General features: G+C 61.3%; 28 protein-coding genes and 2 pseudogenes. 8 read left to right on the top strand and 22 right to left on the bottom strand.

What is annotated here, in order from left to right; all coding sequences use genetic code 11:
* Nucleotides 1-77 precede the first annotated feature (77 nt).
* The 18 genes and pseudogenes from ACFQT0_RS19575 to ACFQT0_RS19660 all read right to left on the bottom strand — a co-directional run bounded on the left by ACFQT0_RS19575 (nt 78) and on the right by ACFQT0_RS19660 (nt 10,372).
* Nucleotides 78-587 carry a hypothetical protein gene (locus ACFQT0_RS19575; RefSeq protein ID WP_380204820.1) on the bottom strand — a complete coding sequence of 170 codons (510 nt, stop codon included), beginning with the start codon at nt 585-587 and terminating at the stop codon, nt 78-80.
* Between the two features lie 18 nt (nt 588-605).
* Complete coding sequence (locus ACFQT0_RS19580) at nt 606-1,172, bottom strand: hypothetical protein (RefSeq protein ID WP_380204821.1); 567 nt, start codon at nt 1,170-1,172, stop codon at nt 606-608.
* 247 nt (nt 1,173-1,419) lie between these two features.
* A complete protein-coding gene (locus ACFQT0_RS19585) occupies nt 1,420-1,890 on the bottom strand; it encodes a hypothetical protein (RefSeq protein WP_380204822.1) in 471 nt (156 codons plus the stop codon).
* Nucleotides 1,891-2,670: 780 nt separating this feature from the next.
* Nucleotides 2,671-3,009: a hypothetical protein gene (locus ACFQT0_RS19590; RefSeq protein WP_380204823.1), complete on the bottom strand. Its 339-nt coding sequence runs from the start codon at nt 3,007-3,009 to the stop codon at nt 2,671-2,673.
* Between the two features lie 32 nt (nt 3,010-3,041).
* Nucleotides 3,042-3,200 carry a hypothetical protein gene (locus tag ACFQT0_RS19595; RefSeq protein ID WP_380204824.1) on the bottom strand — a complete coding sequence of 53 codons (159 nt, stop codon included), beginning with the start codon at nt 3,198-3,200 and terminating at the stop codon, nt 3,042-3,044.
* A complete protein-coding gene (locus ACFQT0_RS19600; RefSeq protein WP_380204825.1) occupies nt 3,166-4,989 on the bottom strand; it encodes a DUF927 domain-containing protein in 1,824 nt (607 codons plus the stop codon). Before ACFQT0_RS19600 ends, ACFQT0_RS19595 begins: the two co-directional genes overlap by 35 nt.
* Complete coding sequence (locus tag ACFQT0_RS19605; RefSeq protein ID WP_380204826.1) at nt 4,941-5,315, bottom strand: hypothetical protein; 375 nt, start codon at nt 5,313-5,315, stop codon at nt 4,941-4,943. Before ACFQT0_RS19605 ends, ACFQT0_RS19600 begins: the two co-directional genes overlap by 49 nt.
* Nucleotides 5,270-6,112: a toprim domain-containing protein gene (locus tag ACFQT0_RS19610; protein WP_380206083.1), complete on the bottom strand. Its 843-nt coding sequence runs from the start codon at nt 6,110-6,112 to the stop codon at nt 5,270-5,272. The genes ACFQT0_RS19605 and ACFQT0_RS19610 overlap by 46 nt, the downstream gene beginning before the upstream one ends.
* A 226-nt stretch (nt 6,113-6,338) precedes the next feature.
* Nucleotides 6,339-6,568, bottom strand: a pseudogene (locus ACFQT0_RS19615) (CHC2 zinc finger domain-containing protein); the annotation flags it as partial.
* A gap of 11 nt (nt 6,569-6,579) precedes the next feature.
* Nucleotides 6,580-6,981 carry a hypothetical protein gene (locus ACFQT0_RS19620; protein ID WP_380204827.1) on the bottom strand — a complete coding sequence of 134 codons (402 nt, stop codon included), beginning with the start codon at nt 6,979-6,981 and terminating at the stop codon, nt 6,580-6,582.
* A gap of 2 nt (nt 6,982-6,983) precedes the next feature.
* Nucleotides 6,984-7,631 carry a hypothetical protein gene (locus ACFQT0_RS19625; protein WP_380204828.1) on the bottom strand — a complete coding sequence of 216 codons (648 nt, stop codon included), beginning with the start codon at nt 7,629-7,631 and terminating at the stop codon, nt 6,984-6,986.
* A 29-nt stretch (nt 7,632-7,660) separates the two neighbouring features.
* Entirely contained in the window at nt 7,661-8,167 is a 507-nt protein-coding gene (locus ACFQT0_RS19630; RefSeq protein WP_380204829.1) for a hypothetical protein, read from the bottom strand.
* Nucleotides 8,164-8,331: a hypothetical protein gene (locus ACFQT0_RS19635; protein ID WP_380204830.1), complete on the bottom strand. Its 168-nt coding sequence runs from the start codon at nt 8,329-8,331 to the stop codon at nt 8,164-8,166. Before ACFQT0_RS19635 ends, ACFQT0_RS19630 begins: the two co-directional genes overlap by 4 nt.
* Before the next feature lie 28 nt (nt 8,332-8,359).
* Nucleotides 8,360-8,866 (bottom strand): hypothetical protein, encoded by a 507-nt coding sequence (locus tag ACFQT0_RS19640; protein WP_380204831.1) that lies wholly within the window; start codon nt 8,864-8,866, stop codon nt 8,360-8,362.
* A 76-nt stretch (nt 8,867-8,942) separates the two neighbouring features.
* Complete coding sequence (locus tag ACFQT0_RS19645) at nt 8,943-9,518, bottom strand: hypothetical protein (RefSeq protein ID WP_380204832.1); 576 nt, start codon at nt 9,516-9,518, stop codon at nt 8,943-8,945.
* Nucleotides 9,511-9,831, bottom strand: coding sequence for a hypothetical protein (locus ACFQT0_RS19650; protein WP_380204833.1), 321 nt, complete (start codon nt 9,829-9,831; stop codon nt 9,511-9,513). The genes ACFQT0_RS19645 and ACFQT0_RS19650 overlap by 8 nt, the downstream gene beginning before the upstream one ends.
* Complete coding sequence (locus ACFQT0_RS19655) at nt 9,798-10,112, bottom strand: hypothetical protein (protein WP_380204834.1); 315 nt, start codon at nt 10,110-10,112, stop codon at nt 9,798-9,800. Before ACFQT0_RS19655 ends, ACFQT0_RS19650 begins: the two co-directional genes overlap by 34 nt.
* Nucleotides 10,106-10,372, bottom strand: a complete 267-nt coding sequence (locus tag ACFQT0_RS19660; protein ID WP_380204835.1) for a hypothetical protein — start codon at nt 10,370-10,372, stop codon at nt 10,106-10,108. Before ACFQT0_RS19660 ends, ACFQT0_RS19655 begins: the two co-directional genes overlap by 7 nt.
* Nucleotides 10,373-10,550: 178 nt before the next feature.
* Between ACFQT0_RS19660 and ACFQT0_RS19665 the strand changes: the two genes are divergently transcribed.
* The 5 genes from ACFQT0_RS19665 (at nt 10,551) to ACFQT0_RS19685 (ending at nt 13,799) form a co-directional block, all read left to right on the top strand.
* On the top strand, nt 10,551-10,907 hold the full coding sequence (locus ACFQT0_RS19665) for a helix-turn-helix domain-containing protein (RefSeq protein ID WP_380204836.1): 357 nt from the start codon (nt 10,551-10,553) through the stop codon (nt 10,905-10,907).
* A complete protein-coding gene (locus ACFQT0_RS19670; protein WP_380204837.1) occupies nt 10,885-11,205 on the top strand; it encodes a hypothetical protein in 321 nt (106 codons plus the stop codon). The genes ACFQT0_RS19665 and ACFQT0_RS19670 overlap by 23 nt, the downstream gene beginning before the upstream one ends.
* A 172-nt stretch (nt 11,206-11,377) precedes the next feature.
* A complete protein-coding gene (locus ACFQT0_RS19675) occupies nt 11,378-11,905 on the top strand; it encodes a lactonase family protein (protein ID WP_380204838.1) in 528 nt (175 codons plus the stop codon).
* A gap of 89 nt (nt 11,906-11,994) precedes the next feature.
* Nucleotides 11,995-12,507 (top strand): lactonase family protein, encoded by a 513-nt coding sequence (locus ACFQT0_RS19680; RefSeq protein ID WP_380206084.1) that lies wholly within the window; start codon nt 11,995-11,997, stop codon nt 12,505-12,507.
* A gap of 176 nt (nt 12,508-12,683) precedes the next feature.
* Nucleotides 12,684-13,799 carry an AI-2E family transporter gene (locus ACFQT0_RS19685; protein WP_380204839.1) on the top strand — a complete coding sequence of 372 codons (1,116 nt, stop codon included), beginning with the start codon at nt 12,684-12,686 and terminating at the stop codon, nt 13,797-13,799.
* A gap of 26 nt (nt 13,800-13,825) precedes the next feature.
* Here ACFQT0_RS19685 and ACFQT0_RS19690 read toward each other — a convergent pair whose 3' ends face one another.
* Nucleotides 13,826-14,110, bottom strand: a complete 285-nt coding sequence (locus tag ACFQT0_RS19690; RefSeq protein ID WP_380204840.1) for a hypothetical protein — start codon at nt 14,108-14,110, stop codon at nt 13,826-13,828.
* Nucleotides 14,107-14,631, bottom strand: coding sequence for a cobalamin B12-binding domain-containing protein (locus ACFQT0_RS19695; protein ID WP_380204841.1), 525 nt, complete (start codon nt 14,629-14,631; stop codon nt 14,107-14,109). Before ACFQT0_RS19695 ends, ACFQT0_RS19690 begins: the two co-directional genes overlap by 4 nt.
* Between ACFQT0_RS19695 and ACFQT0_RS19700 the strand changes: the two genes are divergently transcribed.
* Nucleotides 14,603-14,788, top strand: coding sequence for a hypothetical protein (locus tag ACFQT0_RS19700; protein WP_380204842.1), 186 nt, complete (start codon nt 14,603-14,605; stop codon nt 14,786-14,788). The genes ACFQT0_RS19695 and ACFQT0_RS19700 overlap by 29 nt on opposite strands.
* A gap of 360 nt (nt 14,789-15,148) precedes the next feature.
* Here the strand turns inward: ACFQT0_RS19700 and ACFQT0_RS19705 are convergent, their stop codons facing one another.
* Complete coding sequence (locus ACFQT0_RS19705) at nt 15,149-15,574, bottom strand: hypothetical protein (protein WP_380204843.1); 426 nt, start codon at nt 15,572-15,574, stop codon at nt 15,149-15,151.
* Between the two features lie 258 nt (nt 15,575-15,832).
* Here ACFQT0_RS19705 and ACFQT0_RS19710 point away from each other — a divergent pair, with 258 nt between their 5' ends.
* Nucleotides 15,833-16,174 (top strand): hypothetical protein, encoded by a 342-nt coding sequence (locus tag ACFQT0_RS19710; RefSeq protein WP_380204844.1) that lies wholly within the window; start codon nt 15,833-15,835, stop codon nt 16,172-16,174.
* A 72-nt stretch (nt 16,175-16,246) separates the two neighbouring features.
* Here the strand turns inward: ACFQT0_RS19710 and ACFQT0_RS19715 are convergent.
* Nucleotides 16,247-17,251 (bottom strand): annotated as a pseudogene (locus ACFQT0_RS19715) (DUF6929 family protein); the annotation flags it as partial.
* On the opposite strand from ACFQT0_RS19715, the gene ACFQT0_RS19720 reads away from it, so the two are divergent.
* The gene (locus ACFQT0_RS19720) at nt 17,225-17,593 is read left to right on the top strand and encodes an S-adenosylmethionine decarboxylase family protein (RefSeq protein WP_380204845.1); all 369 of its coding nucleotides are present in this window, start codon (nt 17,225-17,227) and stop codon (nt 17,591-17,593) included. The pseudogene ACFQT0_RS19715 and the gene ACFQT0_RS19720 overlap by 27 nt on opposite strands.
* Nucleotides 17,594-17,754 lie beyond the last annotated feature (161 nt).

Raw genomic sequence — 17,754 nt, forward strand, 5'->3', positions numbered from 1 at the left:
CTGACCATCGCTGGGCGCGGCCGGCGCTTTCACTACCTGGGCGCTGCTGAGGCTGGCGACCGTCTTTAACAGCCAGATCAGCGCCCCCTGGGGCCCATAAGCCCGGGTGAAAGCTGGATGAGTCCCCCCTGTGAATTGGCGGCAACAACAAACGAATCGACCAGCTGCAACTGGGCTGCGGCATCCGCGGCCTTGAGCATGGCGCGGCCGGCGGCGGTGGCGTCCGAGATGGATGCGGCCGTGAGCATGGTGGCTGGCGGCAACTCGCCGGTGAACATGGCCACGTTAAGCCACCAGGTGCCGGCGGCCGGCGCGCTCTGGGCTGTGAACGCCGACTTAGCTTCCCAGATGCCGGTACCCGTGATGTACCAGGCGCCCTGCCGCACCGCCATGGGCAGCACCAGCGGGGTGAGTGGGTGTGCCCCCAGGTCCTCGAGGTCGGTGAGCGACTGCACAAACGTGCGGTCAATGTCTTCGGAGAACTCCCGGAACGTGGCCTCGGTGATGTTCTGGTATTCGTTGTCGGCAAACTTGAGGCGCCACTTTTCCAGGAAGGGCTGCAGCAGCGCGGCGGTGGCGTCGGGCATGAGGAAAGAGTAAAGAATTTATGAAATGGTGAAGGCAACCCGGAAGCCACTGCGCAGCACCACAGTGTGGCCCGCATCGACCCGGGCCATGAGGTTGCCGGCGCGGTCGCGGATTTCCACGGAGCCGCCGGAGCCGCCCTGCAGCACCAGGCCGGTCTCCAGGCCCTTGGCCGAGACGTCCCAGCTTCCCAGGTAGGGCCGCGCCCGACGCGGGGTCTCCCCGGCCAGGGTCCAGTCGTAATTGTTGCGGCGCCCCGTGACCAGGCCGCTGTCGTAGCTGTCCTTCCAGCTCAGCGGCTGCTCGGGCGTGCCCACCAGCTGCACCTGGCCGTTGTGGTCGCGGTAGAGGGCGACGAGCTCCTGCCCTTCCAGCGCCTCGAGGCCGGCGGCGAGTTCGGCGGTGTGGCGGGCCAGGGTGCCCACGAGCGCTGCTGGTGCACGTCGCCGTGCCGGCCCAGCCCTTTCGGCGTTTGCTTGTAGCCCACCGTGGCGCGGATGCTCACCAGGCTGGTACCAGAAGGCACCTTCGCGCAGCTGCAGGTTGTGGGCAATGACCAGGTCGCCGGTGGCCGGGAAGTTGAGCACGTCGGCCGCGCGGGTGTACCACAGGGCCTCGACCCCGCCGAGGTTGTCGTCCGGGGTCTGCTCGACGTTGCGCAGGCTCGTAGTTCTTAGTGCTCGGCATAGAAGAATTGGGTATCAAAGAGCGGCAATGGCAGCTCCATAAGTGTTTGACGCACAGCCGCAAACGTAGCCTTTTGGGACATAACGCCCACTTTTTGGGACTTAACGCCCTTTTTCTGAGACACTTCGCCTACTTTTTGGGACAGTTTCACCGAAAAATCGCTGTTTTTGGAAGCAGTTTTTTTCGGGGCGCCAGGTCGGCGTTGCGCTGCACGGCCTTGCGCAGGGTCTCGTAGGAAAGGTCGTCCTCGGTCACGTCGTAGAAGACCATGAAGGAGCGGATGGCGTCCTTGATGGTGGCCCGGCGCTGGTGGTGCTGGCGCACCCACCAGTAGAGCTCCTCCCGGAAGATGTCGTCGACAAAGTCGTTGAACTGAAAAATGCAGTAAGCCGAAAGCTTGCCCTGCAGCAGGTCGTAGTAGGCGAAGTTGAAATTGCGCAGGTCCACGCCCAGGGCGACGGTGCACTCCTCGATGCTGCTTTCGTGGCGCGCGCTCTTGGCCGGCTTGCGCAGCAGCTGGTTGAGGGCGAAACCAAACCGGTTGGTTTTCGAGAGCACGTAGTCCTCGAGCCGAAGCGGGTCCTCGTCGAGGCGGGCCAGCTTGAGGTGGACCTGCAAATACTTCAGCAGGTGGGGTTTGACCGGGAAGTCGATTCTCTTCACTGATAACGCGGGCTTAGCGTAATCAAACCTAGCGCGGGTGGCCACCGGGGCAAAGGACGAAGAAGTGGGTATAAGCGAGGCTTGAGGAGGAGCGTAAGCGTCTGTCATGCAGGGAAAAGCGGGGCTAGTCTAAAGACATAGCAATTTAGTTATTCCAATGCTGGAAACAGACATATTTGTCTAATAAATTCAACAATACTGTCTATAGATTTGGATTGATGGGTTTGGGGAGCGCTGGGCCGCGTCACCCCACCCAGAAGCACGGTGCTAGCAGGACCGGCCTTCTGGGGCCGCGGGCGTTGGGAGTGGTCAGGAGCCGGTGTTGAATTTGGCGGGACCCTCTCAAAATGGTTTCCCCCTGCTGTTTTCCCCACACTACTAGTAATCAGCATGATAAGCCTTTTGAGGCCTGGGGAAACGCTGAGAATCGGGGGAAAAAGGGGGAAACAGGAGCCGTTTTGGGGAGTTTTCCCCCGCTTTTTTCCCCTCAAAAATTGGTGTTTCCCCTTTTTTCCCCCGATTTCCCCCGTTTTCCCCGGTACTTTACCGTTGTTTAAAAATATAAACAACTTATCCACAATAGATTAATAATATAACTTATTGCATTAGGGGAAAGAGGAAAATAATTATCATTTATATATCCCCAGCTAAAACACACCTGCCGCCGAAACCCGATTGGGCATAAAAAAGGGCCCCGAAAGGCCCTTCTTAAAAACTATCTATTTCCTCCCTTCCCTAGCTGGTAAAGCCAGGGATAGGCCAGGTGGTATCGCAGATTTCCTGAAGCAGCTTCTTTACCTCTAACTGGTCTTCCTCGCTGAGCGGGCCGGCCTCACCTTCCCACAGGCCTAGCGCATCGGCAGCGGTACGCCGCATGCCAACGGCAATGTGTCGCATGTTCTTCCAAGCTTCATTTAGCTCAGTTACTTCTTGAGCCGGCCCGAAGGAAACCGTGCCTACCACCGATGTCACACCCGAGTGATAGGTGATATTGTGGCCAGTACAGGTGCCAGTGCATTCGCAGCGAATGAGCTGATTATTAAAAGTGATTTCTGGATTCAAAGTAGGGTTCATTGTGAAAGACTTAACAGGTGAATGGTTCAGTATTAAAAAGGCATTTTGAGTTTGAAGCGGTCCATGTCGGTGTTGAACTCCAGGTCGTGCTGGTTCCGGTTCTCGGCGTAGCTCAGGAGGCACTCCCGGAAATTCTTCTCCGATAGCTCCGGCGTCTTATCCTCGTTGAACAGGCGCAGCGCGGCCGACACGGCCAGCGCGGTATCGGAGGGCTGTGCATCGAGCCAGGACTGCACCAGGCTGCTCGGCGTTGCCGCGGATGGGCGTCTTGTGCACCAGGCGCCGGCTGTCGTCGTCGGCGGCCAGCATGTCGTCAATCTTCTCCTTAGTGGCCAGCTCCACGCCGTCGTCGCGCATGCGGTCGTAGTTGAAGACCATGGCGCTGGTCTTGTTGGCTTCCTCGGCGAAGCTCACGCCCTTGGCCCGGTCCTCGAGGTAGAAGCGCGACTTGGTGAGGTAGCTGCGGATGGTCGCGGCCGAAAGCGCCTCGATGCCCTGCCGGGCGGCTGCCTGCAGGTAGAGCGGATGCACCTGGCGTACCCGCAGGAACAGCTTGGTGATGCCGTCCTCTTCCTTCCAGATTTTGAAGTGGCGCCCTTCCATGATTTCGCGGCCCACCATGCTGCCGAGCACCATGAAGTACTGCTCCACGTCGTCGCTGGTGTGCTGAATCTGAATCACCTCCTCAATCCGCTCCATCAGCTTCTCGAACAAGTCCTCCAGCGCGAAGGGCAGCTTCACGCCGGCTTCGGACAGTATCTGGGCCGTGGTGTACAGCGTGGTGGCATTCTGAATGGTGCGGTCCTCGGGGTCCTCGATGCCGAGCACCTCCTGGCAGTGCACCCGGATTTTGCGGGTTACCTCGGGCTCCCGGCGGCGGTAAGCGGCCATGGCCGGGCGGTGCTGCAGCATCTCCCTCGTCACGTGCACCACGGCGCCGCTGTCCTGCAGGCCCCGCAGCTGGTCGTAGGCCGCGCGGTCGTTGTGGCGCTTCATCTCTTCCGAGAATTCGAGCACCACCGAGCGGCTGAGCAGGGCCGGGTCGCGGGTGGGCAGGTCCTGGCCGCAGACCACGGCCGAGGAGAGCGGGCGCAGGCTCTTGGTTTCGTTGCCGCCGGTGGCGCGGCCCATCAGCTTGCCGGTGCCGTTGGCGATGCCCTTGAGCAATTCAATGGTGGGCATGGGCAGGTAGTTCTTGTACTCGTCAAGCATCATCAGCGAGTTGCGGGCCGTGCTCATGTAGCGCTGGATGCCGGTGGCGGTGGCGCCGCCGGCCAGGCGCACGGCCGTCTCTTCTGAAAACTGGCCGAAGCACGATATCAGGGCCTCGGCGGCTTTCGACTTGCCCGAGCCCCGCAGGCCGTAGAGGTGCAGCAGCGGGAAGTAGTTGCCGTTGGCCTTGTAGATGATGTCGCGGAACAGCGTGGCCAGGTAGAAGCTCACCAGGACCATGCTGTTCGAGCCGTAGGCCCGCTGCATCAGGGCGCTCCAGGCCTCGAAGGTGATGGCCTCGGCTTTGAGGTTGAGCCGGAAGCGGCGCTCATTTTCGTAGTTGTCGTCGTCGTCGTCGGTGAGCTTGAGCGTGCTGGCAAAGGGCAGAAAGTAATGCGCCAGGTGCTTGACCTTGCCCTCGGCCAGCAGATGCTCCAGCGCGGACTGGCCCAGCTTGCCGGCCAGCTTCTCGGCCGACTGCAGCACGTGCTCGGTGCCGGCCACGTCGATGTGCGACTCGCCCCGCAGCTCAACCAGATCCTCGTAGCTGGCCACCGGCCGCTCGAGCTTCACCATGCCGTAGCGGTCGGCCTGAAAAAACTGGTTGTTGAAGAGCAGGCCGTTGGCGAAGGTGGTAAAGTCGCCGCTCGGGTTGTAGAGCATGGTGCGGGGCTGCACCGCTTCGGCTACGCCGTGAAAAAGCTTAATCTTGAGCAGGTTCAGCTGCTCGTCGTTGCCCTCGAAGATGAAGTTGCCCAGCCGGGCCACGCACTTTTGAAGGTGGCCACGCTCGTGAAGTCGTCGGTGGTCACGGCCATGGTGCGCGACGTGCCGAAGCAGTTCACGAAGTGGCACACGTACTTGGGCTCGTTCGACGAGAGCACGAAGTACTGGATGCTGAAGGTGAAGTTGCAGATGCGCGCCTCCATCTTCTTGTTGTAGCAATAAAAGCAGCCCTCCTTCTCAAAAAAGCCGAAGTCGAAGTAGGCCGAGCGGTTGTCGCCCAACGCCTCCAGGGCCTTCTTATCCAGCCCGTCCTGGCCCCGCTTCACCAGTTTGTAGCCCCGCTTGAAGTCGGGCCAGCGCTCGGCCACGTCGCCGTAGAATACCTGGCGCAGGGTGTCGTTCTCGATGAGGCTCGAGCACTTCGCCCATGCGCCCGATGGCCGCGGCCTTGTCGTGGCCACCGAGCGAGGCGTCCTTCTCGCACTCGGCCAGCAACGCCCCGGCGATGTACGACTGGGTTTTGCGCTGCCAGGCCTCGAGGTCGGCCTCGCTGTGAATCTTGCGCTTGAGCATGTCGTCCGGGTCGAGGCCGGGCTCGGGCAGCAGCACGTCGACCCGGAAGCCGGCGGCGATGAGCAGGCGCGTTCTTGTGCAGGGCCTTGATGCCGGCGGGGTCGTTGTCGGGCACCACCACCACGTGGTCGGTGTAGCGCTTCAGCAGCTTTATCTGATTATCAGTAAGCGCTGTGCCACAGGGCGCCACGGCGTTGGCCATCGACCACTGGTGGAACTGCATCACGTCGACGTTGCCTTCCATCAGGTAGGCGAACTTCTCCTTGCGAATGGGCTCGGCAGCCAGGTCCAGACCGTAGAGGTTGTCGCCCTTCACCCACACGGTATCGGGGCTGTTGACGTACTTCCCCGGCTTATAGCTGGCATCGGCGGCGGGCTCGGTGACCAGGCGTCCGGTGAAGGCGATGACCCGGCCGCGCACGTCGCGGATGGGGAACATCACCCGGTCCTGAAACACGTCGTAGAACTTCGGGGCCTGCCCGTCCACTTCCTTTTTGCGCACCAGGCCGGCCTGCACCAGCACGTCGGCCGAGAAGCCGTTGCGCAGCGCGTCCTGGTAAAAGCCGTCGCGGCGGTCCTCGGCGTAGCCCAGGCTGGAACTGGTCGCGCACCGGCTGCTTGAGCTTGCGGCTTTCGGCCCAGCGGTCGGGCAGCTTGGTGCCGGCGAAGTAGCTCATGGCGTAGGCCAGCACGATGCGCATGGACTCGCGGTTGCGCTGCTCCTGCTCGGCGATGGCCTGGGCCTCGGGCGTCATGCTTTGATACTCGAGCTGGATGCCGTGGATGCCGGCCGTTTCCTTCACCGCCTCGATGAAGTCCAGGTTCTGGTGCTTCATCACGAAGCCGATACCGTCGCCGGCCGCGCCGCAGCCAAAGCATTTAAAGATGCCCTTGCCCGGGTTTACGTGAAAGGAAGGGCTTTTTCATTGTGAAACGGGCACGGCGCTTCGTGCTTGTGCCCGCGGGATTTCAGCACCACGTAGTGCTGCACTACGGCAACGATATCGAGCTGCCGTACCTGGTCAATTGTTGAGTCCGAAAGGAGCATAAAGGAGCGAATCAGAGGTCGAGGGCGAACTGGCCCTTGTGAAAGCGCCGCCGGATGTTATCCCGGCGGTCGTAGTTGAGGTGGCAGCGCTGGCAGAGGGCCGCAAGCCGCTCCAATGGCGCGTGGTGGTTTTCTTCGTCGTGGTCGAGGTGGGCGACCGTGATGATGATTTTGACCACTTTCCGGACGTTGTATTCGCTGCCGCGGGCCATGCCTTGCGGCTCCCCGGTGGTGGCGTTGAACACCTGCCCGTCCATGAGCATGTAGGTGTTGGCGTTGTGGCCCTGGCCCCGAGCGACGTTCTCGCCGTTCGGGGCCTTGCACCACTCGCACCGGTTGCCGGCGCGCTCCACCCGAATCTGATGGCTGATAGCGGGCCAGTCCGGGTGGTACTTCGAGTAATCCACCGGCATGGCTACTCGCTGGCCTCCTCTTCCTCAATCTTCTTGAACTCCACTGCCCACACCCATGGATTCTGTCCCCAGGCACAAGCGCCATTAATGTGGTCCCACAGCGTTTTGAAGGAATGCAGCGCCGTAAATGGCGGCTCGGCCGGGTCATCGCTGTAGATGTCATTGCCCCAGTGCTGGTTCTTATAGTCGTACCAGCGGCAGCTGTGATAATCAAAGCGCATGCCTTCGCGGGCGGCATCCTTGAGGCTGATTTCATGCAAACGCTCAATGCGAATCGACACGATTTCCAGTTGCGTCCGGCTTGCTTCCCGAGGCATGTGGATGGACGGAATGCACGGCTTTGGTGTCAGCAGGATTCTGGCAGTCAACTGCTCCAGCATCAGCTGGCTGTTGTCGGCCTGATAGCACCAGCCATCTTCATGCTCCGACCAAAACAACGACTCGCGCACCCAGAGCCGGTCGCCTACCTGGCCATAGGGGCACCAATCCTTGATGAACTTTTCCCGCCAATCAGCATGGAATAAGTCATTCCGGTAGGATTCGCGGTGCTTGCCATCGAAAACAAAGCCGGAATCATTATCGATAATGGGCTGCGGCTTGATGATTCGCCGCGTTTGGGTTTTGGTGCCGGCATGAGCCGCATAGGCCATGGCACTGCTAAAGAGGATAGGACGCTCAATCATACCGTTTCCCCTCCTTCCTTCTTCACCGGAATGCGCCCATCGGCTTTCATTTCCGCGATGGCCTTATCGATTGCTTTGGGACGGATGCCTTCGCGCTGCATGCGGCGGCGCTCAAACAACTCCAGGGCGGTGCCACCGATGCGGTCGACCTGGTCGAGCATGGCCGTCAGGTTGGCAATTTCCTGATTGATGTGCCGCATGCTGCTGGTGCGCTCGGCCAGGGCGTATTGCTCCACCAACTTCTTCACGTGGCCCGGCGTCGCGGCCCAGGTGCGGGCGTCCACGTAGTCGGCCGGGTTGCTCAGGTCGAGCGGTACCGCGTCCATCATGTCGTGGTAGCCGTGGTAAGCATCGAGCAGGTCAGCCAGGCGCACGGCCACTTCCAGGGCCACCTTCTTGCCCTCAATGCCGATGCCCTCGGCCAGCTGGCTGTTGACAATGCACTGGGCTAATTCTTTGGCATCGGCCGCGTTGAGGCCCGGCATGGTCTGCCGGATGCTCACCGGGCTTTTGGTGGCCTTGATGGGGATGCTGCGGCGCAGGGGGCCAGTGCATCGCTCACGCGGTCCTCGGCGGGGTTGGCCGGGTTCAGGCCCAGGGTGGCCAGGTTAATGTTTGCCGCGTTGAATTGCGGCAGGGTGAGCGCAGGAGTGCTGGTAGCTTTCATTAGAAAAGTCGTTATCAAAAGGAAAAAATCAGGCTGCCAGCAATTGCACGGCGCCTGCCTTCACGTAGTCGTAGTAGCTGCGATTTTGGTCCTGGCTGTAGTTGTAAGGCAGGAATATTTGCAGCAGGTCCACTTGCCCCAGGCGAATCATGTCGACCTGGGCTTCTACCCATTCGTGCAGGGTGCGCCACGCGGTGCGGGCAGCCTGGGCCTGCAGGCTGGTGCGCATGCTGGCATCGGGGTTCTTCACCGTCTGCAGCAGCCGGCCCGCCACGATGTTCACGTTGGCCGGCAGGCGGAACACCAGGTTGGCCCCGTTCAGACGAATCTGAAACAGGAAGCCCTGCAGCTCTTGCCCTTCGTACCATTTGCTGACCGACGTAGCGCCGGCTTCTACCAGCAGCTTCTCAATGGCCGCGGCCGAATTCATGCTCGGCACGGTGCAATTGTGGTTCTTGATGTTCATGCGAAAGCGAGAAGAAAGTGGGAAGAGCGGGGCGCGCTCGTTTTGGGCGTATTGCTCGGTGGCTAGCATAGCGGGGCGCCTCCGAAGAATTTGTAGAGGGCCATGCCCACCACGCGCAGCACCTGGGTCAATTGAGTGGGCTTGCTCATCCCAAATGCCCCTCCGCGGCGCCCTCGAACATGAGGTAGTAGCAGTTGAGGAATTCGCGCTCGGCAGCCAGAGCAGAGAGCGGGCGCCAGCTGACGCGGTGCATCGCCGGCTCCACGTGAGCGAGGCTGTGGTCGTCCCACTCCTTTTCGCAACGACCCAGCAGGAGCCGCTTTTCGAGCAGCAGCACCCGCAGGTCCATGTTTTTCACGATATCCGTGGCAAAGGGCGTGGCGCCTTCCACCAGGCCGAAGCGCTTATAAATGGCGGTCTGCAATACATCCTCGGCGTCCCGGTAGAATTTGAACTCCGGCTTTTGCTTCAGCGGCCGGGCGATGTCGCAGAGGTAGGCTTCGCTGGCGTCATGCAGCAGCGCCCAGGGCTGGTAGACCATCGGCACCCGCGTGGCGACTTCCACGCAATGCTGGGCGACCGAGTAATACTGATTGGTGTGGCCGGTAAAGCGGCAGATGTTGCTCAGGGCGTGGGCGATGTCCTTGATGCAAATCTTGTCCTGGTCCGGCGCGAAGGGGTCAAAGGCGTGGCCGGCGTGGGTTTGAATCCAATTAGCCACAGCACACCTCCTTGTTTCCCTCCAGCACGCTGGTTACGGCCTCCTGATATTCGGGCTGGCTAACAATCACACTGTCGCAGATGGTGTCCATCCAGCGGCTGTTGAATGCTTCGAAGCTGAGGCAGTCGGGTGAAAACACCACCTCGATGCGCTCCGGGCTCAGGTACTTGATGTACATCAGCTCCTGGTGGCGGAAGTACTTGGCCTCCTTCATCCGGTTGTGAAGGGTTTCGGCCAGCTCGCGGGCTTCGCGCTTTTTGACTGAGCGGCTAATGCCGGTCAGGCGCTCGATGTCGGCCGTGCAACGGGCCATTTCCTGCAGGAGCGCAATAATCTCCCCAGAAGCTTGGTTTTGGATTTGGTTGACATGGTTTGAACGTTTAGTAGGGTAAGCGGAAAAATCAGTTGGGGGAAAGCCGGGCCAGCGACCCTTGCAGGGCGGGCGTCACGTGGGCTTTCTTTTTGACCTCGAGCCTGGGTCAGGGGCTTGAGGAAAACCTCGCGGCCCTGGGCCTGCATCTGCGCCACCAGCGTGCGCATGGGACCCGAGGTGGGGTCCGAGGTATAGAGGATGAGCACGCCGTCGACTAGCATGGCTGGCCCTCCTCGGCTAGGGGTGCCTCTTCCATCAGCTGGAAGGATTCTTTCGGCCGGCCCGTCAGGAAAGTGAGCCAGTTGAGCAGCAGCTGCTCTTCGCCCTTTTCCAGGGCGTTGGGGCCGGTGTTGTGCAGCAACTTATTGAAGCGGTGCACCGTCATGCCGCCCAAATGCTCGGCACGAACCTGCTCGGTGGGCACCATTTTTTGGATGCCCAGCTCGGTGAGGATTTTATTTAGATTATTTTTAATGTACATGGCAATTGGGGGTGTAGTGGCCTGCTATTTGTCTAGTAGCTACCTATAATTAAGAAGTAGCTACCTACTCTTACGTTTTAGCTAGACAAAAGTGTCAAGTAATATGGACAATAGCAACTACTCCCTAGTAAATTTTGTAAACCCCACTGGACATTCCATTGCACAATTTTGTCGGGCAATGGCCTCACGCGGAGAAATAGTCAAGAAAGTGGTGCAGGAGAGCGGTATATCCGTGACCCGGCTGGCCCAGAAAATAAATATTTCGAGGGCCCAGCTCTACATCGACTTCAGCAACCCCGAGATGTCGTTTGACCGCATCCTCGCCATTGGCAAGGAGCTGAACTACGACTTCTCCCAGGTCTTCAAGGACATTCCCGCCGGCATCGTCAGCCTGGTCAACGAGGAGCCCTCGCCGCTCTCGCAGGAATTGAGTCTGTGCCGCGACAAACTCATGCTCACGCAGGAGCAGCTCATCCAGGCGATGCAGGAGCTCAGCGCTTACAAGAAGAAATATGGGACAGACCTTACCAACTAACGCCCGCCACCTGGACTCGCTCCACCGGGCCTACCACACCGGCGCGCTGAGCGTGGTCGACGAGAACGGCGGGCGCCTCTCGCTGCTCGAGGCCTGCGGGCTGCGGTGCTGGGCGCACCTGCGCGACAGCGAGGACGGGAAGGTCTACGTGCACGAGCCTGGCCGGCAGCGGCGAGCCTGCTGCAGCCCCGCTACCTCGAGATGCTGGGCGTCAGGATTTAACACCCATTTAACAACGGGGGCTAACTACCTGATTCATCGAGCAAATCAGTACCCCGGCTCTGGGTACAAAACTTAACCGAAGCCCCAAGCGCTCGATTTCTGGCAACAGAAGCAGCGCTTGGGGCTTTTGGCTTTTCAGGCTTCGGCTCAACTTGCGGATTGTTGCACATTTGCAGCTCAACCCTTTCTTCCTGCTCCCAATGCTCAAAGCTATCCGCTCATGCTCCCTTTTGACTCTTGGTTTTGGAGTGGCTACAGTGGCAATTATGGCCGGCTGCGCACGGCCAGCGGGCAGCCAAAATGCGCAGGACTACTTCGTGTACGTGGGCACGAACGTGGCCTCGGAGCAGGAACCCACCATTTTTCTCTACCGCCTCTCCCCTGCTACCGGAGCCCTCACCCGCGTGAGTGCCCAGCGCGGCGGTGCCAACCCCACGTACCTGACCATGGACCCGGCGCACCGCTTCCTGTACGCCGTGAACGAAACCCAGACGTTTCGGGGCGCCAAAAGCGGGGGCGTCAGCGCTTTTGCGGTGGACCGGCGCACCGGCAGCCTCACCCTGCTCAACGAGCAGCCTTCTGCCGGCGCGTCGCCCTGCTACATCAGCCTCGACCGCAGCGGGAAAGCCGCGCTGGTGGCCAACTACGTGAGCGGCAACGTGAGCCTGCTGCCCGTGACCGCCAACGGCCAGGCGCCCCCGCTGCCACCGACCAACACGAGGGCAGCGGCCCCCACAAAACCAGAGCGGCCCGCACGCGCACTGCTTTCTAGCTGACCCGGCCAATGCGTACGCCTTCGCCGTGAACCTGGGCACCGACCGCGTGTACGGCTACCGCCTCAGCGCCGCCCGGGGCCGCCACACGCCTGCCCGAGCCGGCGTTTACCGCCCAGCCCGGGGCCGGGCCGCGCCACCTCACCTTCTCCCCCAACGGCCGGCAGGCTTACTTAATCAACGAGCTGAACTCGACCATTACGGCCTTATCGTATGATGCGGCGGCGGGCCGGTTCAGCGAGCTGCAGACCTTGTCGGCGCTGCCGGCCGGGTACGAAGGGCCCAATTCCTGCGCCGACATTCACGTGTCGCCCAATGGCCGCTTTCTCTACGCTTCCAATCGGGGCCACAACAGCATTGCCGTTTTTGCCATCGAGGCCGGCGGCAAGCTCACACCGGTGCAGGACGTGGACACCCAGGGCAAAACGCCCCGCAACTTCACGCTCGACCCCTCGGGCCGCCTGCTGCTGGTGGCCAATCAGAACTCTAACAGCATAGTCACCTTCCGCGTCGACGCGCAAACCGGCCAGCTCACCCCCACGGGCCAAACTGCCGAGGTGCCCTCGCCCATGTTTCTGCAAGTGGTGGAAGACTTTACCCGGTAGCTCACGGTAGGGTGCCTGGACTGTTTTGTAGAACCACAAGCCCGTTGAGCCAACCGCGAGCAGACAACATGGCCGTTCTGTTGCCGTAAGTGAGCCCAAAATCAAGGCTTCTGTCTTACAATGCATTCGCAGCGCGGCGGGCTTTCTCCACCGCCTCTCAGCTCACGGCCCATTCTATGCTCGACCCCTACGACCAGCGCCCCCGTGAACTCCAGTTTCCGCTTTATGTGAAGGTGCCGCTGGTGTTGCTGGGCCTGGCGCTGGTGGTGTTCACCATCCACATTGCCAGCGACATCATCTTTCCGCTGTTTTTTGCGGCCATCTTCGCCATCATGCTCCACCCGGTGGAGCAGTGGCTGCTGCGGCACAAGGTGCCCAGGCTGTTGGCCATCACGCTGACGGTGGTGCTGGGCGTGGCCTCCCTGCTGGGTTTGATGTATTTCATCTACCTGCAGGCGGCACAGTTGTCCAGCGAGATGCCGCTGTTCAAAGCCAAGTTTGCCCAGGCCACCGAGCAGGTGCACCAGTGGCTGCAACACCGGTTTGGCGTGAGCGACGAGAAGCTGCGAACGGCCCTGAACGAGGCCGGCAACCGGGCCTCGGCGCTGCTGGGCAGCACGCTCGCCATGGTATCGAGCCTGCTGGTGGTGGCCACGCTGGTGCCGGTGTACATCTTCCTGTTTTTCCTGTACCAGCAGCGGCTGGTCGACTTTCTGACCCAGGTGTTTTCGGGCCGCGGGCAGGATAGCGGCGTGGCCGAGGTGCTGCACGAAAGCAAAGCCACCATCCGGAGCTACATGGTGGGCCTGCTCATCGAGGCCAGCATCGTGGCCACGCTCAACACCACGGCGCTGCTCATCATTGGCGTGCCGTATGCCTTGTTGCTGGGCGTGCTGGGCGCGCTGCTCAACTTCATTCCCTACATCGGCGGCCTCATTGCCATTGCCTTGCCCACGCTCATGGCCTTTGTTACCCAGGACGGCTACGGGCCGGCCATTGCCGTGGTGGCGGCCTACATGCTGATTCAGTTCGTCGACAACCACTTCCTCATCCCGCGCATTGTGGCCTCCAAAATCAAGGTCAACGCGCTGGTGGCCATTGTGGGCGTGCTGGTGGGCAATGCCATCGGGGGCGTGGCGGGCATGTTCCTGGCCCTGCCGGTTATTGCCATTCTGAAAATCATCTTCGACCGCGTGCCGGCCCTGAAACCATGGGGCCTGCTGCTGGGCGACGAAGAAGGCCCCCGGGCCAAAAAGGCCAAAGCCCGGAGCAACCAGATGGCGGTGGAATAGCAAGCGCCAGCCACCGCCCCCGGCGGTTAAGCCCCGGCCTTGTTCTCCTGCGTTCGCGCATCCTTTTCCTCGCCCTGGAAGAGGCCGCGCACCACGGCCACGGCTTCTTCAGCATTGGCTGCCCAGGCATCGGCGCCGGTGGTTTCCCACAGGTCGGCAGTGCGGGAGAACGGGCGCCCGCCCACCAGCACACGCACGTGCTGGGTGGCCGGGTCGCGGCGCAGGGCCGACACCAGGTCGCGCAGCAAGGGCACGTGGTGCGGCATAGAGGCAGCGGTGAGCAGCAGGTCAATGTTGTGCTCCGCAATCATGCTCTGGATGCTATCCAGGGGGTACTGGCGCCCAGGTAGCTCACTTCCCAGCCCTCGTACTCCAGGAAATCGGCTACCATTTGCAAGCCCAGGGTATGGAGGTCGCCGGCCACGCAGGCGGCCAGCAGGCGCCGCCCGTTGCGCGGGGTGCCCTGGAAATACGGCTGCGCCTGGGCCATGAGGCCGGCGGTGGCGGCGGTGCAATAATGCTCCTCGGCAACGCTGATGGTACCGCTGTGCCAGAGGTTGCCCACTTCGCGCTGGGTGGGCTGCAGTACGCGCAGGTAGAGGTCGCGCACGTCGGTGCCAGCCTCCGCCTCGGCCAGGAGCAGGCGCTGCGCCGCGGGGCGGTCGGCCGACAGCAGCAGCGACAGGTAGTCGGCGGCCAGGGCAGAAAACCGGCTGGTGGTGGGTGACTCGGGCGCTTCTTCCACCGAAGGGCTGGGGCTGGCCGTTTCTGCCGAGCTCAGCACGTTCAGCCCAGTGCTCAGCATGCTGGCGGCCACCACGTATTCGCCCACGCTCAGGCGCAGCAGCAGCGCCTGGCGCAACGCGCCCACGTGCTCTACTACGGCCTCCTGGCCCAGCCTGCTGGCTCATCTGCAGCAAGTGGGCCTCAAACAGGGCCGGGCTGTTCATAAGCACCGCATTGGCCAGGGCCAGGATGTGCTGCTGTAGGTGGTCGGTGGTAGCACCGGCCTGGGCGGTAGCAGCGGTTTCGGAATTTCCTGGAGCTGCTTTTCTGCATAACTGGCCAGTGCCGCCAGTTCCTGGTGCATACGTTGGGCAATCTGCTCGCGCAGCACTTGAGTGGTCGGCAAAGGATTCGGAATAAATATTCGAGTAACGGATAGCTATAAAGGCGAAGCCTTTCTACGGCCAACTGTCCGAACAGGATACGTACGAGAACCGGGGAAGCACACAAAAATGCGGCAAAACCCACGCTTTCGTCCAAACAACCCCCGTTTTATTTATTCTTTTTCTTCGTAAAGAAATCCTTTGCTCGAAGTGTTTCCGGCCAATGGGCACGGCCGCAGGCTATGCCCGGAGGGCGTTTAACCAGGCCTGGGCGGCTTCGATGGTCGCGAAGCGCTGCATGACGAAGCCGCTGGGGGCGGCGGCCACCACCGACTGGGTGGAGAGGCGGTGCAAGGGGTTGGCACCTTCCACAATGGCGCAGTGGCGTGTCCGGGCCTGGCTCATGGCCCGCGGAATCCAGTTTTCGATAATCCACTGCTGGGCCGGGCCCGTCAGGGGCGACCGGTGCCCGTGGTCCGACAGTATTTTGTGGGCACCCGAATTGAGCAGCAGCGCCAGCACCTGCTCGTAGAAAGCCTTGATGTTCTCGATGGAGGTGCGCTCGGCGCTCCACGCAAGCCGCACATAGCCCGACGGATGATGAAAAAGTTTGCCGGACGCGCTTTCAAAATAAAGCGTCTCCTTTGCAACGGGCAGCGGGCTCATAGAGAAATGGTAGAGGCGCAGCGTGAATATTGCCTCGGAATTAGCAAATTTACATCACGATTCAGGAACAGCACTTTATTTATAACTTCAGCCCTCACTGCCTCGCATAGGGGCGCATCCTTTGTCAGTTGAAAATTCAAACATCAGGGTCAATATTGAGCTAAAAACCAATTAATTACAAGTATATAATTTCTCATAATGCGTATTTATTTCGAAAATTCAGTAGGACGACTAATTGAACATCCCCACGGCTATGCATTGGTTCAGTATGCCGCCGGCCCGCGGGATTTTACTACTTTCCAGGCTTTCCTTACGCATACCAGCCAGCTGCTTCGCCGGCATGGCTGGAACAAGATGCTGGCCGACCAGCGCCTTTTGTCGCCCTTCACCGACGAGGAGCGCAACTGGATTCGGGAGTTTTGGCTGGCCCGGAGCGAAAGCATTGGTCAGGCGCTCTTTGGCGCCGTGGTTATCCCGAGCGACGTTTTTGCCCGCCTCTCGCTCAACCTCGTCATGAACGACTCCCAGCACGAAGCTTTTACTTTTCGGATGTTTGAGGACGAGGCCGAAGCCGTGCTGTGGCTAACCCAGCTGCCGTAATTCCAGCCGCCTGCTATCCCAGCGCTAGCTCGGCTACTACGGCCGTGCTGCCACCGGCATCGTCGTCGGTCACCAGCAGCAGCTCCCAGCGGCCGGCGCCCAGCGTGCGGCGCACCGCTAGCCCTTCTACTTTGCCCCGGTAGGCCCGGCCATCGGCCCAGGCCAGGCGCACAAACGTGGCGGCGTGGCTGGCCAGGTCCACCACGCTTACAAAGGAGCCCAGCACTTCGCCGTCGAGCACCGCGTCGGCGGTGTCTTCCACCGAAGCCGTCACAAACAGGCGCCCTTCGGTGAACGTGGCGCCCGAGAAGCCGCCCGGCCGCCCATTGATGATGGGCACCGGAAACTGCTGCGGCGCCGCGACCACCGGCGCCCCTCCCCGCCCGAGAGAAATTGCAGCGTGGCGGCCAGCGGCAGCCGAAACAGCAGCGCGCCATTGGCATGCCCCACGGTGCGCTGAAACAGCAGCAGCTCGGTGGCCGTGGTGGCGGCCGCTTCGATATTGAGCACATCGCCGGCCGGCAATCTGTTACGTAACAACGCATAGAGCGGGCCCAACGGCACGGCATGCGGCGCCCCGCCCGACACCGGCACAAACCAGCCCGTTTCGCGCGAAGGCGTGCTGCCCGAGCCCAATGCCAGCACGCCGGCCTGGCCGTTGGGCCAGGTCAGGGCCGTGAGGGCTTCCAGGTCGGGCTTGGTGCTTTTGGGGATGCGGCCGGTGCCGAACTCCGTGCTTTCGAAAAGCTTCACCTGGGCCAGCAGGGCCAGCGTGGCCGCGTCGAGCAGGTACACAAAGGGCGCATCGTCGCTGATGACGTAGGCCACGGGACCAATCAGCTCAATTCCCGAAGCCGAGGGCAGGCCGGGAATGCGGTTTTCGGAAAGGACGGTGGCCGTCATAAAGCGCGGGGTGAGTTGGGCCAGATTTTTAGAATTCAGCTCAACGCCGGATTTGCGGTTGAAGTTACTCGCCGGGCGGGTGCGGCTCAGCAACAAGCCGCGGCGCCAACTATCTTGCCGCCGCGTTACCCCGCTCCTGCCCTGCACATGCCCCTTTATACTCCTGGCCTGCATATTCTGGCCACTTTTGCCGCCCCGGCCGCGGCCCTGCGCAACGCCGAGGCCTGCCGCACCTTCTTCGACGCGCAGGTGCTGGCCTTCAACCTGGAGAAAGTGGGCGAAGCATACCACGTGTTTGCGGGCGACGAAACCGGCGCCGGTGGCTTCACGGCCGTGCTGGCCCTCACTGAGTCGCACCTGAGCATTCACACCTGGCCGGAATACGGCCTGGCGACCTTCGACGTGTTTCTGTCGAATTTCCGGCGCGACAACTCGGCTGCGGTGCGCGGCATTTATGCGGCCACGCTGGCTTTCTTCGAAGGCACCGAGCACACCAAAACCGAAGTGCGCCGATGAGCGACGCCACGCCTCCTGTGCCCGAATCGGCGCAACTCAACTGCCCCGAGTGCGGCATCAGCATTACGTATTATGATGTGGAAGGCAGCGAGTACTACGCCTGCCCGCAGTGCCACGCCTACTTCCGGTATTCGGGCGAGGAGAGCCCGAAGGTGTTTGGC

It is taken from the genome of Hymenobacter humi (assembly GCF_042665855.1).
Lineage (GTDB): Bacteria > Bacteroidota > Bacteroidia > Cytophagales > Hymenobacteraceae > Hymenobacter > Hymenobacter humi.

Bases quoted from the DNA above. Each gene is read 5' to 3' on its own strand.
- ACFQT0_RS19575 (WP_380204820.1), bottom strand. From the start codon at position 587: ATGCCCGACGCCACCGCCGCGCTGCTGCAGCCCTTCCTGGAAAAGTGG.
- ACFQT0_RS19590 (WP_380204823.1), bottom strand. From the start codon at position 3,009: ATGAACCCTACTTTGAATCCAGAAATCACTTTTAATAATCAGCTCATT.
- ACFQT0_RS19620 (WP_380204827.1), bottom strand. From the start codon at position 6,981: ATGCCGGTGGATTACTCGAAGTACCACCCGGACTGGCCCGCTATCAGC.
- ACFQT0_RS19625 (WP_380204828.1), bottom strand. From the start codon at position 7,631: ATGGCCTATGCGGCTCATGCCGGCACCAAAACCCAAACGCGGCGAATC.
- ACFQT0_RS19635 (WP_380204830.1), bottom strand. From the start codon at position 8,331: ATGAAAGCTACCAGCACTCCTGCGCTCACCCTGCCGCAATTCAACGCG.
- ACFQT0_RS19640 (WP_380204831.1), bottom strand. From the start codon at position 8,866: ATGCTAGCCACCGAGCAATACGCCCAAAACGAGCGCGCCCCGCTCTTC.
- ACFQT0_RS19650 (WP_380204833.1), bottom strand. From the start codon at position 9,831: ATGGCCCGTTGCACGGCCGACATCGAGCGCCTGACCGGCATTAGCCGC.
- ACFQT0_RS19655 (WP_380204834.1), bottom strand. From the start codon at position 10,112: ATGCTAGTCGACGGCGTGCTCATCCTCTATACCTCGGACCCCACCTCG.
- ACFQT0_RS19660 (WP_380204835.1), bottom strand. From the start codon at position 10,372: ATGTACATTAAAAATAATCTAAATAAAATCCTCACCGAGCTGGGCATC.
- ACFQT0_RS19665 (WP_380204836.1), top strand. From the start codon at position 10,551: ATGGCCTCACGCGGAGAAATAGTCAAGAAAGTGGTGCAGGAGAGCGGT.
- ACFQT0_RS19670 (WP_380204837.1), top strand. From the start codon at position 10,885: ATGGGACAGACCTTACCAACTAACGCCCGCCACCTGGACTCGCTCCAC.
- ACFQT0_RS19685 (WP_380204839.1), top strand. From the start codon at position 12,684: ATGCTCGACCCCTACGACCAGCGCCCCCGTGAACTCCAGTTTCCGCTT.
- ACFQT0_RS19690 (WP_380204840.1), bottom strand. From the start codon at position 14,110: ATGATTGCGGAGCACAACATTGACCTGCTGCTCACCGCTGCCTCTATG.
- ACFQT0_RS19700 (WP_380204842.1), top strand. From the start codon at position 14,603: ATGCTGGCGGCCACCACGTATTCGCCCACGCTCAGGCGCAGCAGCAGC.
- ACFQT0_RS19705 (WP_380204843.1), bottom strand. From the start codon at position 15,574: ATGAGCCCGCTGCCCGTTGCAAAGGAGACGCTTTATTTTGAAAGCGCG.
- ACFQT0_RS19720 (WP_380204845.1), top strand. From the start codon at position 17,225: ATGCCCCTTTATACTCCTGGCCTGCATATTCTGGCCACTTTTGCCGCC.